We start from the raw sequence: 14,190 nt of genomic DNA on the forward strand, positions 1-14,190 counted from the left end.
CCTCCTTAAAAATCGATGGCTGCGTAGAAGACGGCGAAGAGGCCATCCACCAGAATGACGACGAAGATCGATTTGACCACCGACGACGTGACGTGTTTGCCGAGCGATTCCGCCGAGCCGCCCACTTTCATGCCCTCGACCGCCGCGACGATGCCGATGATGAGCGCCATGAACGGCGCCTTGATCATGCCGGCGGCGATGGTCGATTCCTCGACCGCACCATGCAGGCGCGACAGAAACACCTCAAAGGTGATGCCGGAATAAAGAAGGGTGACGACGGCCGCGCCGAAAAGTGCGGCGAAATTGGCAAGGATGGTCAGAAGCGGCAACGCGATCGTAAGCGCAACAAGACGCGGAAACACCAGCACGCCGACGGGGTTGAGACCGATCACCTTCAGCGCGTCGATTTCCTCGCGCATCTTCATCGAGCCGATTTCCGCCGTGATCGCGCTGCCGGAACGGCCGGCAATCATGATCGCGGTCAAGAGAACGCCGATTTCGCGCAATTGCAGAATGCCGACCAGATCGACGACGAAGACTTCCGCCCCGAAATAACGCAGCTGGAAAGCGCCCTGCTGGGCGATGATGGCGCCGATCAGGAACGACATCAGCATGATGATCGGCACGGCGCGCACGCCCATATGGTCGATCTGGTTGACGATCGCCGCCGGCGACACACCGCGTCCGCGCCCGAGCTTCATCTGCGCGCCGCGCACGGCCGAGCCTAAAATATACATGCCGGCCAGAAAATCCGCGCCGTTCTGGACGACGGCCTTGCCGATCGGCGAAAAGATGCGTTCCGCCAGTCCCTCGCGGACAACGGGTTCGCCCTCCATCGCCGCTTCGTCCGGCAATTGGCCGATCAAATCCTCAATGCGCTTATTGCCGGTAAGCGTGACGGTCGCGCCACTTTGTTCCACCGCCTTGCGCAATCGATGGATGACCCATGCGCCGGTGGTATCGATCGCCTCGACGGAGGACATATCGATCTCGACCGGACCGGCTATCCTGCTTTTCTCTATCTTCTCAATATTTCTGAAAACGCTGGAAAGATTGCTGTTGCGCCAGGAGCCGGACATAACATACCGCAGGCCGCCACCGGAGACGGTGCCGTCTTCGGTAATTGCGGCCGGGTTCGCCTGTTGCCGTGTGTCCTGATCTTGCATAATGCTCCGAGCGAATGCCGCCGTCACGAGATTCTTAAAGGTTTCATAACGTTTCGGTCTTCGGCAAGCCACAGTGACGGCTGACAATTCGTGATAAATTTGGCGTCATGTGTCTTTTGTCGCCCAATCGGAAGTGAAAAAACATGCCCCGTTACCTTCAAGCCACAACAGAGCGCTTTCCCGTCGCCGGCAGCTTCACCATCTCGCGTGGCACCCGTACGCATGCGGATGTCGTAACGTGCACCATCCGCGATGGTTCCTTCACCGGCATCGGCGAATGTGTGCCCTATCCGCGCTACGGCGAAAGCATTGAGGGCGTCATCGCCGATATCGAGGAGATGGCTGAGCAGATTGCCGGCGGCCTGACACGGCAGGAGTTGCAGCAGGCCATGAGACCGGGGGCCGCCCGCAATGCGGTAGATTGCGCGCTGTGGGATCTGGAAGCCAAAATGAGCGGCAAAAGAGCCGCCGAGCGCGCCCTCGGGCAGGCGGCAAAACCGCTCGTCACCGCCTATACGATCTCGCTTGCCGACCCCGAGACCATGGCTGCGAAAACGGCGGAAAACGCCGCACGCCCGCTGCTGAAAATCAAGACCGGCACGGCGGATGACGAAGCGCGGCTGCGGGCAGTGCGCGCCGCAGCACCCGATGCACGTATCATCATCGACGCCAATGAGGGCTGGAACGATTATAATATCGAATATTATCTGAGACTTGCAGCCGAGCTGAACATCGCGCTTATCGAGCAGCCGCTACCCGCCGGCAAGGACGCCATCCTCGCCCGCATCGACCACCCGGTCCTGATCTGCGCCGACGAAAGCGTGCATTCCACCGGAGATCTCGCAGGCCTGCGCGACCGTTACGATGCGATCAACATCAAGCTCGACAAGACCGGCGGCCTGACGGAAGCGCTGCTCATGAAGGCGGAGGCGGAACGACTCGGTTTCACCATCATGGTCGGCTGCATGCTCGGCACCTCGCTCGGCATGGCGCCTGCCGTGCTGGCCGCTCAAGGGGCAGCCTTTTCCGATCTCGACGGCCCGCTGCTGCTGGCTGAGGACCGGCAGCCGGGGCTCGTTTATGAGGGATCGCTGGTCTATCCGTCACGGCCGGAATTGTGGGGTTAAGAGCCGTCGTTACGGTTCCACAGAGGACCGAGGCACCGCAGCTATCTACCCACGAAGTCGCTGAGAAGGTTCCAAAACCCCTCCTCCGTCATGCCGGACTAGATCCGGCATCCAGCCACGGCGTGTCTGCGCCGTGAAAAGAGTCTACCGCGATCAAAGACTTGATCGCACTGGATCCCGGCTCAAGGCCGGGATGACGGTGTGCGGATGTTGTCGCCTCCCCGAACGGACCATTCCTAAGAGGGCTTATCGTCCGCTACAGCTAACCGCCCCAATCAGGCCGCGTGCTTGCCGATCAGCCCCGGAATATCCACCGGCTCCATCTCATCCGACGTCCGTTCGGAAGGAACATCGCTTGTCTGCATCCAGGTGATCAGCTCGAAGGTGCCGTCTGCATTTTCGGCGATCGCCGTGCAGCTTTCCACCCAGTCGCCGGTGTTGATGTAGCGGATGCCGTCCATGTCTTCCATCACAGCGTGATGAATGTGGCCACAGATGACGCCGTCGACATTGTTGCGCCTCGCCTCTTCGACAACCACGCGCTGGAACTCGCCGATGAAGTTGACGGCGTGTTTCACCTGCAGCTTGGCCCAGGCCGAAAACGACCAGTAAGGCAGGCCGATACGGCGGCGCACGGCGGCAATGGCGATGTTGATCGCGATCGCCGCATCATAGGCCCAGTCGCCGAGATAGGCGAGAAGGCGGGCATTGCGCACAACCACGTCGAACTCGTCGCCATGGATGACGAGGTACTTCTTGCCATCGCCCGCCTCGTGGATCATGCGCTCGGCCACTTCGATACCGCCAAAATGCATGCCCGGAAACTCGCGCAGGAACTCGTCGTGATTGCCGGGAATATAAACGATGCGCGTTCCCTTGCGGGCCTTGCGCAACAGCTTCTGCACCACGTCGTTGCAGCCCTGCGGCCAGTACCAGCTGCGGCGCAGCCGCCAGCCGTCGATGATGTCGCCGACCAGAATGATCGTCTCGGCCTCGTGATACTTCAGGAAGTCGAGCAGGAAATCCGTCTTGGCCGCTTTGGAGCCGAGATGGACATCGGAAATGAAAAGCGTTCTGAACTGTCTGGTTTCAATTTGACCGGCCACGGATTTCATCCCCCTGTTCGGTTGCGTCCCTGCGGCTTTCTTCCCTCTCAGAACCAGACTCGTGTTTCAGCAACATGACAAAGGCCCGTTTTTATACGGAATATGACTGATGGCATCACGAAAACGCGAATAAGCCATGCCCGCATTTGCATAAGGAGGCGGTAAATAACGGCTGTACCACGGGGAAGTTTGTTGTATTCAGAGGGCCGGAATGAAACGAAATATGACGGTGCCAGATATGACGGTGAAAGAATGACCTCTCACGATAAGAACAACACGCCCGCCGACACGGCAAAGGCCGACATCGAGGAACAGGCGCTCTTTTTCCACCGCTACCCGCGCCCAGGCAAGCTGGAAATCCAGGCCACCAAGCCGCTCGGCAACCAGCGCGATCTGGCGCTCGCCTATTCGCCCGGCGTTGCCGCCCCCTGCCTCGCCATCCATGAGAACCCGGAAATGGCGGCGGAATATACCGCCCGCGCCAATCTGGTCGCGGTCATTTCCAATGGCACGGCGGTGCTTGGCCTTGGCAATATCGGCCCGCTCGCTTCCAAGCCTGTCATGGAGGGCAAGGCCGTCCTCTTCAAGAAATTCGCCGGCATCGACGTTTTCGACATCGAGATCGACGCGCCCGGCATCAACGACATGGTCTCCACCATCTCGGCGCTGGAGCCCACCTTCGGCGGCATCAACCTTGAGGATATCAAGGCGCCGGAATGTTTCGAGGTGGAGCGCCAGCTGCGCGCGAAAATGAACATCCCGGTCTTCCACGACGACCAGCACGGCACGGCGATCATCGTCGCCGCCGCCGTCACCAATGCGCTGGAACTGGCCGGAAAGTCGCTTTCCAACGTCAAGATCGTCGCCTCGGGCGCCGGTGCGGCGGCGCTGGCCTGCCTCAACCTGCTTGTCGCCATGGGTGCTGCCAAGGAAAACATCTGGGTCCACGATATCGAGGGCCTCGTTTATGACGGCCGCAACACGCTGATGGACGAGTGGAAGGAAATCTACGCCCAGAAGACCGACAAGCGCGTTCTGGCCGACTCGATCGATGGCGCCGATGTCTTCCTCGGCCTTTCGGCGGCGGGCGTGCTGAAACCGGAACTTTTGGAGCGCATGGCGGAAAATCCGCTGATCCTGGCGCTGGCCAACCCCAATCCGGAAATCATGCCGGAGGCGGCCCGCGCTGCCCGCCCGGATGCGATGATCTGCACCGGCCGTTCGGACTTCCCGAACCAGGTCAACAACGTGCTCTGCTTCCCCTATATCTTCCGCGGCGCGCTGGATTGCGGCGCAACCACGATCAACGAAGAAATGAAGATGGCGGCCGTGCACGCCATCGCCGAGCTTGCCCGCGAGGAAGTTTCCGAAGTCGCCGCCAAGGCCTATAGCGGCGAAACGCCGATCTTCGGCCCGAACTATCTCATTCCCTCGCCGTTCGATCCGCGCCTCATCCTGCGCATCGCGCCCGCCGTTGCCCGCGCCGCAGCTGCAAGCGGCGTCGCGGCCCGGCCGATCACCGATTTCGAAGCCTATCTCGACCAGCTGAACCGTTTCGTCTGGCGTTCCGGCTTCATCATGAAGCCGGTCTTCAATGCCGCCAAGGCTGCCGAAAAGAAGCGCATCATCTTTGCCGAAGGCGAAGACGAGCGCGTGCTGCGCGCAGCCCAGGTGCTGCTGGAAGAAGGCACCGGCATCCCGATCCTCATCGGCCGTCCGCAGATCATCGAAACGCGCCTCAAGCGCTTCGGCCTGCGCATCCGTCCGCATACGGATTTTGCCGTGGTCAATCCGGAAGACGATCCGCGTTACCGCGATTATGTCGACGATTATTTCGCTCTCGTCGGCCGCGCCGGCATCAGCCCGGAGGCGGCCCGCACCATCGTGCGCACCAACTCCACTGTCATCGGCGCGCTGTCAGTGAAGCGTGGCGAAGCGGATGCGCTGATCTGCGGTCTCGAAGGCCGTTACGACCGGCACCTGCGCGATGTGAACCAGATCATCGGCAAGCAGGAGAGCGTACGCTCGTTTGCAGGCCTCAGCCTGCTCATCACCCAGCAGGGCGCGCTGTTCCTCACCGATACTTTCGTCAATAACGATCCGACATCCGAGGAAGTGGCTGAAATGGCCATTCTGGCGGCCAAGGAAATCCGCCGCTTCGGCATCACGCCGAAGATCGCGCTCGCCAGCCACTCCAATTTCGGCTCGCGCGATTCGGAAAGCGCCCGCAAGATGCGCCGCGCGCTGAAGATCGTGCAGGCGGCGGCACCCGAACTGGAAGTGGACGGCGAAATGCAGGGCGGCTCCGCGCTTTCGGAATCGCTGCGCAAGCGGGCGATGCCGAACAGCGTGCTGACCGGCGAGGCAAACCTGCTGGTCTTCCCCAACCTCGATGCCGCCAACATCACGCTCGGCGTCACCCGCACGCTGACGGAGGGCCTGCATGTCGGCCCGATCCTGCTCGGCACGGCGCTTCCCGCCCACATCCTGTCGCCCAGCGTCACCTCGCGCGGCGTCGTCAACATGGCGGCCTTCGCCGTGGTGCAGGCTTCGCACCCTTCGGTGTGATGCCAGCGCATTAACGCAATTTTGAACAAGCTGTTGCCGCATTGCGGCAACAGCTTATGTTATCTTCCAGAAACACGGTTTTCGTGAAGTATAACGCCCTTGCACCAGCCGGGGACATCGAACGGATCGAACAATTGACCCGGCGCCGCAGCCGCATCATCGGCCTCCTGCTTCCTCTTCTCTTCGTTGCACCGGCCGCCTCTTTCGCGGATCAGGTCTGCGACACGCTTTATGCGCAGCTGCGCGAGCCGCCACGTGTCATCGGCAATACGGCGCAGGTGCGCCGCTACGCCAATGCGCTTACCCGCCAGAACATAGAAATCCGCAGGATCAGGAACGATCTGCGCCGTTATGGCTGCTCTTCCGGAAGCGTCACCGTTTATGGCAGCCCCAATGCCGATCTCTGCGCTGAGATCAGCGACGCGATGGCGGATGCGCAGAGCGAACGCGACGCCATCATCCGCGACCGCGACGATGCGATGGCCGCCCAGAGCAGCGACGATGGCGACATCAGACGCCAGCGCATCCTCGCCGCTCTGGACGCCAATGGCTGCAACGCCATCCCCGAAACGGACGCGCAGTCGCCACAGGCTCCCGATGTGACGCGTTACCCCGATGCATTCGGCCAACCCGGCAATCCGCCGGGACAGGCGGGGCTGTCGCCCTACCCCAACGCCGCAGCCGAAGGCGGGCTTCGGACGCTGTGCGTGCGCACCTGCGACGGCTCGTTTTTCCCCATTGCCGCCAACGCCTCGCCGCTCGATTTCCGCGCCCAGGCAGAGCAATGCCAGAAAATGTGTCCCGGCACGGAGACGGAGCTTTATTTCCACTCCATGACGGATCAGGAAACGGCCGACATGGTCTCGGCCGAAACCGGAAAACCCTACAAGGACCTGCCGACCGCCTTCGCCTACCGCAACGCCTCGACAAAAGCGCCGGGCTGCGCCTGCAACATGGCCGCCTATCACGACGAGATGAAAAAGCAGGAGACCGCCCGGCCAGAGGCTGAAAAACCCTATTCCGGCATCACGACCATTCCATCACCACAAGGTGACAAGGATCAAAAACCAACCGAACTGCAACAAGCCGCAAAGCCGCCGGAGCAACCGGTTCCCGAACGCGACTACGACCCGAACAGCAGCAAGGTCCGCGTTATCGGCCCGAAATTCCTGCCCGACCAGACAGGCCGGATCGACCTGAAGAACCCGGCGTTGAAGGGCCTGCAACCGCAGCAATAACGCCCATCGTATACCGGTTGTGGAACGAGCGAGCGCCACTAGTTTCTTCTCCCCCGATATGCGGTGAGGGTTCCCCCTCATCCGACCCTTCGGGCCACCTTCTCCCCGGCGGGGAGAAGAAATAAGCCCAACGTCCTGCCAGCCAATGGTCACCCACAGTCGATCCCGCGCCGCCCTCTACCGCCCACCCCAGCGATTGCGAAACACCAGTTCCTCCAGCGGCACGCGCTGCCGCCAGCCCTTCACCGCCAGTTCCGGTTCTGTGTAGAGCGTATCGACGCGGCCGAGGCATAGCCATGCGACGATTTCGACGTGGTCGGGAATATCGAGAATAGTGCGAATATCGCTGTCGTGGAAAATGCTGACCCAGCCGACGCCGATACCTTCGGCGCGGGCCGCGAGCCAGAGGTTCTGGATGGCGCAGACGGTGGAATAGACATCGGTGCGCGGATTGTGGGTGCGGCCCAGCACCACCTTGCCGCCGCGCGTCGGATCGCAGGTGACGCAGATGCTGAGCGGGGCCTTGCGGATGCCTTCGAGCTTCAGGCTGCGGTAAAGCACCTGTTGCTCGCCCTCGAACATCGCCGCAGCCTCGGCGTTGGCGCGGCTGAAGGCCACCCAGGCCGCCTGCCTGACCGCGCCATCGGTGACGAGCGTGAAATTCCAGGGCTGCATGAAGCCGACGGATGGCGCGGAATGCGCCGCCTTCAGCAGACGCTGCACCACATCTTCCGGCAGCGGATCGGGTAGGAACTGGTCACGCACATCCCGGCGGGTTTCTATAGCGCGGTAGATCGTCTCTCGCTCCCCGTCGGAAAACGGGCGGGCGGGCGAAAGTGCGTGATCGAACGTATTGGCGTCGAGCGGATTGGTGGCGAACGGATCGGACGGCATCGTTTATCCCCAACAATGCGAAGGCCGGGCGCAAGCGCGCCCCGCCTTTTCAACAACCTGCCGCCGTCCGCGCGGTGCGGTCTATCCTGTCAGGCCGGTCTTCTGACTTGGCTTCATCCGCCCGCTTTCGCCTTCCCGAATTGCTTCAGTGGCACGATAAAAAGGGCATCCGCCTTACAGCGCTGGGCACGTACCGGTCTTGCACCGGATTCCCGATTCTCCCACCGCGAATGGCAGGCACCTGACGGCGGAAGCTTATGGGCAAGAAAGCTCGCCAACGCAAGCATCCTGGCGGGCAATGCGGCAATGCGGCCATGGCACCCCTCACCTTCGTCATGCCGACCTTGAGCCATCCAGCCAGACCAAGTCCTTGGGCTGAAAAGAATCTTTTCGCCGCGCAGACGCGCGTCGGCTGGATACCGGCTCAAGGCCGGCATGACGGAAGGAGTACCTCCTCGTCTTAATCGCATTATTCCACGGGAAAATAACGCACATAGGCGAATTCATCCCCATCCGGTGACCAGTTGGGCGAGTTCATCGTGCCCTGCCCGCCGAAAAGTTCGAACAGCGTCTCCGCGTTGCCGCCATCCATATCCATCAGCCGCACGCGCACATTGAGATCGCGCGGATGATCGAAGACATCGGCGTCATAGGAGACGAACACGACCTTGTCACCCCCAGGAGACGGATGCGGGAACCAGTCGCCATAGGCGCTGTCGGTGATGCGCTCGACGGCCGAGCCATCCACCCGCACGCGCCAGATCTGCATCAGGCCGGTGCGGCTGGAATTGAAATAGATCCATCCGCCATCCGGCGAATAATCCGGTCCGTCATTGCGGCCTTCACCATGGGTAAGGCGCGTCTCAACGCCGCTGTCTATGTCCATGGAATAGATATCGAAAACCTGATCGCGAATGCCGCAATAGGCGAAGCTTTTTCCGTCGGGAGACCAGCCGTGCCAGTAGGAAGGGAGATTCTTAGTCATCAGTCGCGGCGCGCCACCCGTCGAGGCCAGGAGATAGATGGCGCTCTTGCCGAATTCCACCTTGTCGGAAATGGCGTAGAGCGAACCATCGGGCGAAATGCCGTGGTCGTTGTTGCAGATGGTGGCAAAGCCGGTATCGACTTTCTCCGGCAAAGCATCGCCGGCAAGAGACAGCCGGTAAAGCAGCCCTTCGGCGTTCAACAGCAGATATTTTCCGTCCGGCGACCAGTTCGGCGCCTCGAACAGATGAGGTGTCTGCCAGACCACCCGCATCTGCCGGGTGCGGATGTTGAAGATTTCGATTGAGCTGCGCATGCTGCCTCCCGGCCTGTCGATAATCTGGAGCGGAACGTGACGTGGCGCGGATATTCCATTTGCATCCGCCGCCACCGTGATTATGATCCTATTGCCGCAGGCACCGCCCTGCAAATTCAAATCGGAAAAAACAGCAGCGTTCCGGCACCGTCCGCATCGCTCCCCGTTTCTCCCAGATCCGAGGTTCCGCGATGAATACCATCGCCGATCACGGCATCCGGTTCGGCCGGATCGCCGCAATGCTTCCTGTCAAAAATATCGAAAAGGCCCATGATTTTTATGTCGGTCTGCTGGGGTTCGAAAAGACCTTCGAAAACGGCAGCCCCGTGGGTTTCATGATCCTGAAACAGGGTAATGCCGAACTGCACCTGACATTGCAGACCACGCACAAGCCGGCACCCTTCAACGTGGCGCATATGCTGGTCAGCGACGTCGACGCGCTGCATACGCTTTGCAAGAAACATGGGCTGCGCATCATCAAAAGCCTGCAGGACAAGGATTACGGCCTGCGGGCCTTCGTTTTCGAAGACCCGGATGGCAACCGTATCGATGTGGGGCAGGTTATTTGACGTGAGTGGGCGGCGCGGCATGTCCGCGCCGCTTGTCTATAAGAGACACGAGACCTCATAGTGCAGCGTCGTTGGGGACCGAGCGCATGCCACTTGTTTCTTCTCCCCGCCGGGGAGAAGGTCGCGGTAGCGGGATGAGGGGGCAAGGGCAGCGATATTCGGTGAGGGTTCCCCCTCATCCGACCCTTCGGGCCACCTTCTCCCCGGCGGGGAGAAGAAACAAGCGGCGACGCCGAGCGAAATAGCACCTACCCACACGGCCTCCAATCACCGATCCCGAAACCGGTTTGTAATCGGGTAACGGCGGTCGCGGCCGAAATTCTTCTTGGTGATCTTCACGCCGGGGGCGGATTGGCGGCGCTTGTATTCGGCGAGATAGAGCAGATGTTCGATCCGGTGCACCGTCGCCACATCGTGGCCGCGTGCGAGGATTTCCTCGACCGACATTTCCTTCTCGACCAGGCACTCCAGAATGTCATCCAGCACCGGATAGGGCGGCAGCGAATCCTGGTCGGTCTGGTTGGGACGCAATTCGGCGGACGGTGCTTTCGAGATGATATTGGCGGGGATCACCTCACCGGAAGGCCCGAGCGCACCCGGAGGCACATGACCGTTGCGCCAGCTGGAAATGGCGTAGACCTGCATCTTGTAGAGGTCCTTGATGGGATTGAAACCACCATTCATGTCGCCGTAGAGCGTCGCATAACCCACCGACATTTCCGACTTGTTGCCTGTTGTCACCACCATCGAGCCGAACTTGTTGGAAACGGCCATCAGAATGGTGCCGCGTGCGCGGCTTTGCAGGTTTTCCTCGGTGATGCCCTCTTCCGTGCCCTCGAAAAGATCGGCAAGCGCCGTCAGGAAACCATCCACGGGTTCTGCGATCGGCACAATATCGTAACGGCAGCCGAGGGCTCTCGCGCAATCGGCAGCGTCCTTCAGCGAATCCTCGGAGGTGTAACGATAGGGCAGCATGATACAACGTACCCGCTCCTCGCCCAGCGCATCGACGGCGATCGCGGCGCAGATCGCCGAATCGATGCCGCCGGAAAGGCCGAGAACCACGCTCTTGAAGCCGTTCTTGTTGACGTAGTCGCGAAAGCCCAGCATGCAGGCGCGGTAGTCCGCCTCCTCACCATCGGGGATTTTCGAGAATGGTCCGCTTTCGCAGCGCCAGCCTTTTTCCGTGCGTTTCCAGTCGGTCACGGCAAGGGTCGCCTCGAACTGGCTCATCTGGAAGGCCAGAGACTTGTCGGCGTTGAAGCCGAAGCTCGCACCGTCGAATACCAGCTCATCCTGCCCGCCCAGCTGGTTGGCGAAGACCAACGGCAACCCGCTTTCGATCACCTGTCTCAGCGCCACCTGATGGCGCACATCCAGCTTGCCGCGATAATAGGGCGAACCATTCGGCACCAGCAGGATTTCCGCCCCGCTTTCGGCCAGCGTCTCGCACACGCCCATGTCGTTCCAGATTTCCTCGCAGATCGGAATACCGATCCGCACACCACGGAAATTATAGGGACCGGAGATCGACCCTTCGGCGAAAACGCGTTTTTCGTCGAACTCGCCATAATTCGGCAGGTCGATCTTGTCGCGCAGCGCAACGATCTTGCCACCATCCAGAAGCGCCACCGAATTGTGCCGTCCCGTCTCGCCCTGACGAGGGAAACCGATGACGACGCCCGGCCCGCCATCGGCAGTCTCCGCCGCCAGTTCCTCAACCGCCCTCAGGCAGGCGTTCAGAAAAGCCGGCTTCAGCACCAGATCTTCCGGCGGATAGCCGGATATGAACAACTCGGTCAGAAGCAAGAGATCGGCGCCCTGCGTCGCCGCATCGGCCCGTGCCTCGCGCGCCCTGGCGAGATTGCCCGCCACGTCGCCAACTGTCGGATTGAACTGCCCGACGGCAATTCTGAGATGGTTCTTGATGTCGTGTCTGTCGCTCATGACTTTTTCAATACCGCGCCCGTGGCCGCTCCGCAACGCGGCAATTGCATGCCGGGCCGCCTTGGAGCGTTCAAGCAGGGGGCACGTTCCAGCCACGGTTCCCGTTCACACGAAGGTTATCGCCGCGCCCGTCGGATTCCGCAAAGTTCATGTCGCGTTCATCCCGCGTATGTGACATTTACATGACAGTTTTGCGACACCCCGATTCACCTCCCCGAATTGCGCGGTGCCGCCCCGCAATACCGGAGTATGAGTTTGAGACAATCGGCGCCAAAAACAACGGCTTCCGAGAAGGCTGGTTTTACCTTTTCGCCCGCATGGACGCGGGGCCTTTCGAAGCTTTCGGGCACGGCCTATACGCTGGTCAACCTGACGCTCACCTCCGTCGTGCTCATCGTCGTGCTGGAATGGATCGCCCGCGGTTCGCTCAGTGATATCGGCACGTTCCTCACCTCACCCGCCCGCCCCGGCATGACCACCATTGCCGCCGTGCTCACTATCCTCGTGGCGCTGGATTCGATCCTTGGCCGGCGTTACCTGTCGCTGATTGTGGTTGTGCCGCTTTGCGCGCTGACGGGGCTGATTTCCGCGCAGAAACAGACTTATCTCTCCGACCCGCTTTATCCCTCCGACCTGCTGTTCGGCCGGCAGATTCTCGAGCTTCTGCCGACGATGCTCAAAGCTCAGCCGCTGACGGCGGCGCTGGTCGGTTTTGGCCTCTGTGCCACCATTGCGGCTATCGCCGCTCTCTGGCTGCTGGCGCGGCGTCATTCGCCGGGCCTGAGCTGGCGGGAACGCGCCGCCGGGCTGGCGCTCGCGCTGCCGATTTTGGCTGGCCTCGCCTCGCTGATGGACTATTCGCATTATTCCTGGGTACGCGATCGCCTCAACATCATTCCCATGATGTGGGATCAGCAGGAAAATTACCGCCATAACGGTTTCCTGCTGGCCTTTGCCTTCAATATTCCGATGGCGAATGTTTCGGCCCCACAGGGTTACGGCGAAAACAGCATCGCCGATCTGACATCGGAACCGGCCGCCTTCGCCGCCAATAAGGGCGATTACCCTGACGTCATCATGCTGATGAGCGAATCGCTATGGGACCCGACCCGGCTTGAAAACGTGAAGCTCTCGGCCGATCCGATGCCGACCATCCGGGCCAAGCAGTCCGGCAACGTGTTCTCGCCGGAATTCGGCGGCATGACGGCGAATGTGGAGTTTGAAGCGCTGACCGGCTTTTCCAACGCCTTCCTGCCCTATGGCAGCATTCCCTATCAGCAATATATCCGCCGCCCGGTGCCCTCGCTTGCCAGCTTCTTCCGGGGCGAAGGTTATTCGGCCATCGCCATGCATCCGTTTCAGGAATGGTTCTGGAACCGCAAGGAAGTCTACAAGAATTTCGGCTTTGAGGAATTCCGCTCTGAGGAAACATTGCCGCCCATGGAAAAGCGCGGCAACTTCGCCTCCGACGACGCGCTGATGGACGAGATCATGGCGACGACCGAGCAGGCCCGCAACCCGCTCTTCCTCTTCGCCGTCACCCTGCAGGGACATGGGCCTTACGAGGCGGGCCGTTATGCCGCCGATACTATCGGCGTGGAAGGTGATCTTTCCGCTTCCGCATCACAGGCGCTCGCAACCTATTCGCAGGGGGTAGTGGAGGCCGACGAGGCGCTTCTGAAACTGATGCGCTGGGCCAAGAAGCGTGACCGGGAAACCATCATTGTGCTTTTCGGCGATCACCTGCCGCCGCTCGGCCAGACCTTCGTGGAAAGCGGCTACATGCCGGGCATGGTGGCAAGCCGCCGCGCGCCGCTGGATGTCATGAAAAAGGAACACGAAACGCCGCTGGTGGTCTGGTCCTCGAAGACCGGTATGCGCAAGAATATCGGCACGATCAGCCCGGCGCTTCTGCCCTATCACGTGCTGAAGACCGCCGGCTTCTCCGACCCCTTTTATACGGGAACGCTCGGCGAGGTTCAGCAGGCATTCTCCGTCATCGACCGGCATATGCTGGTTGGCACGGACGGCAAAGCCCTGCCCGACTGGTCGATCGCGTCGAATTCCATTCCCGACGTGGTGCGCAACTACCGACTGCTGCAATTCGACATGATGTTCGGCAAGCAATATGGCCGCGAGCGCTTCTTCCCCGGCTTCAACTGGGTAAACGAGGCGGCCCCCTCCGTCTGATGGCCCATCGACGCTGGACGTGAGACCCGCACGGCGGCGGAAATCGTTTGAATTCCACCGCAATGCGGGTCTATTTCGATAGGAG

Annotated in this window: 10 protein-coding genes and 1 riboswitch; of the genes, 5 read left to right on the top strand and 5 right to left on the bottom strand. The window is 60.9% G+C overall.

Going from position 1 to position 14,190, the window contains the following annotated elements; genetic code table 11:
- Positions 1 to 5 precede the first annotated feature (5 nt).
- Positions 6 to 1,166: an ABC transporter permease gene (locus QSK43_RS03565; RefSeq protein WP_332302339.1), complete on the bottom strand. Its 1,161-nt coding sequence runs from the start codon at positions 1,164 to 1,166 to the stop codon at positions 6 to 8.
- A gap of 143 nt (positions 1,167 to 1,309) precedes the next feature.
- Between QSK43_RS03565 and dgcA the strand changes: the two genes are divergently transcribed.
- Complete coding sequence (dgcA, locus tag QSK43_RS03570) at positions 1,310 to 2,293, top strand: N-acetyl-D-Glu racemase DgcA (RefSeq protein ID WP_332302340.1); 984 nt, start codon at positions 1,310 to 1,312, stop codon at positions 2,291 to 2,293.
- A gap of 275 nt (positions 2,294 to 2,568) precedes the next feature.
- Here the strand turns inward: dgcA and QSK43_RS03575 are convergent, their stop codons facing one another.
- A complete protein-coding gene (locus QSK43_RS03575) occupies positions 2,569 to 3,408 on the bottom strand; it encodes a UDP-2,3-diacylglucosamine diphosphatase (protein ID WP_045022423.1) in 840 nt (279 codons plus the stop codon).
- Between the two features lie 243 nt (positions 3,409 to 3,651).
- On the opposite strand from QSK43_RS03575, the gene QSK43_RS03580 reads away from it, so the two are divergent.
- Entirely contained in the window at positions 3,652 to 5,967 is a 2,316-nt protein-coding gene (locus QSK43_RS03580) for an NADP-dependent malic enzyme (RefSeq protein WP_332302341.1), read from the top strand.
- A gap of 134 nt (positions 5,968 to 6,101) precedes the next feature.
- Positions 6,102 to 7,205: a DUF2865 domain-containing protein gene (locus QSK43_RS03585; RefSeq protein ID WP_332302624.1), complete on the top strand. Its 1,104-nt coding sequence runs from the start codon at positions 6,102 to 6,104 to the stop codon at positions 7,203 to 7,205.
- Positions 7,206 to 7,382: 177 nt separating this feature from the next.
- Here the strand turns inward: QSK43_RS03585 and bluB are convergent, their stop codons facing one another.
- Entirely contained in the window at positions 7,383 to 8,099 is a 717-nt protein-coding gene (bluB, locus tag QSK43_RS03590; protein ID WP_332302342.1) for a 5,6-dimethylbenzimidazole synthase, read from the bottom strand.
- A gap of 75 nt (positions 8,100 to 8,174) precedes the next feature.
- A riboswitch (cobalamin riboswitch) is annotated at positions 8,175 to 8,359 on the bottom strand.
- A 209-nt stretch (positions 8,360 to 8,568) separates the two neighbouring features.
- A complete protein-coding gene (locus QSK43_RS03595) occupies positions 8,569 to 9,399 on the bottom strand; it encodes a TolB family protein (RefSeq protein ID WP_332302343.1) in 831 nt (276 codons plus the stop codon).
- A 191-nt stretch (positions 9,400 to 9,590) separates the two neighbouring features.
- On the opposite strand from QSK43_RS03595, the gene QSK43_RS03600 reads away from it, so the two are divergent.
- Entirely contained in the window at positions 9,591 to 9,968 is a 378-nt protein-coding gene (locus QSK43_RS03600) for a glyoxalase superfamily protein (RefSeq protein WP_332302344.1), read from the top strand.
- Between the two features lie 267 nt (positions 9,969 to 10,235).
- Here QSK43_RS03600 and QSK43_RS03605 read toward each other — a convergent pair whose 3' ends face one another.
- Positions 10,236 to 11,915, bottom strand: coding sequence for an NAD+ synthase (locus tag QSK43_RS03605; RefSeq protein WP_332302345.1), 1,680 nt, complete (start codon positions 11,913 to 11,915; stop codon positions 10,236 to 10,238).
- A 249-nt stretch (positions 11,916 to 12,164) separates the two neighbouring features.
- On the opposite strand from QSK43_RS03605, the gene QSK43_RS03610 reads away from it, so the two are divergent.
- On the top strand, positions 12,165 to 14,105 hold the full coding sequence (locus tag QSK43_RS03610) for an LTA synthase family protein (RefSeq protein WP_332302346.1): 1,941 nt from the start codon (positions 12,165 to 12,167) through the stop codon (positions 14,103 to 14,105).
- Positions 14,106 to 14,190 lie beyond the last annotated feature (85 nt).

The sequence above is a fragment of the Rhizobium sp. GR12 genome (assembly GCF_036596185.1).
Classification (GTDB): Bacteria; Pseudomonadota; Alphaproteobacteria; order Rhizobiales; family Rhizobiaceae; genus Agrobacterium; species Agrobacterium nepotum.

What these genes read in the sequence shown, in the direction of transcription:
- QSK43_RS03575 (WP_045022423.1), bottom strand. Translation starts at nt 3,408, where the DNA reads ATGAAATCCGTGGCCGGTCAAATTGAAACCAGACAGTTCAGAACGCTT.
- dgcA (WP_332302340.1), top strand. Translation starts at nt 1,310, where the DNA reads ATGCCCCGTTACCTTCAAGCCACAACAGAGCGCTTTCCCGTCGCCGGC.
- QSK43_RS03595 (WP_332302343.1), bottom strand. Translation starts at nt 9,399, where the DNA reads ATGCGCAGCTCAATCGAAATCTTCAACATCCGCACCCGGCAGATGCGG.
- QSK43_RS03600 (WP_332302344.1), top strand. Translation starts at nt 9,591, where the DNA reads ATGAATACCATCGCCGATCACGGCATCCGGTTCGGCCGGATCGCCGCA.
- bluB (WP_332302342.1), bottom strand. Translation starts at nt 8,099, where the DNA reads ATGCCGTCCGATCCGTTCGCCACCAATCCGCTCGACGCCAATACGTTC.
- QSK43_RS03605 (WP_332302345.1), bottom strand. Translation starts at nt 11,915, where the DNA reads ATGAGCGACAGACACGACATCAAGAACCATCTCAGAATTGCCGTCGGG.
- QSK43_RS03580 (WP_332302341.1), top strand. Translation starts at nt 3,652, where the DNA reads ATGACCTCTCACGATAAGAACAACACGCCCGCCGACACGGCAAAGGCC.
- QSK43_RS03565 (WP_332302339.1), bottom strand. Translation starts at nt 1,166, where the DNA reads ATGCAAGATCAGGACACACGGCAACAGGCGAACCCGGCCGCAATTACC.
- QSK43_RS03610 (WP_332302346.1), top strand. Translation starts at nt 12,165, where the DNA reads ATGAGTTTGAGACAATCGGCGCCAAAAACAACGGCTTCCGAGAAGGCT.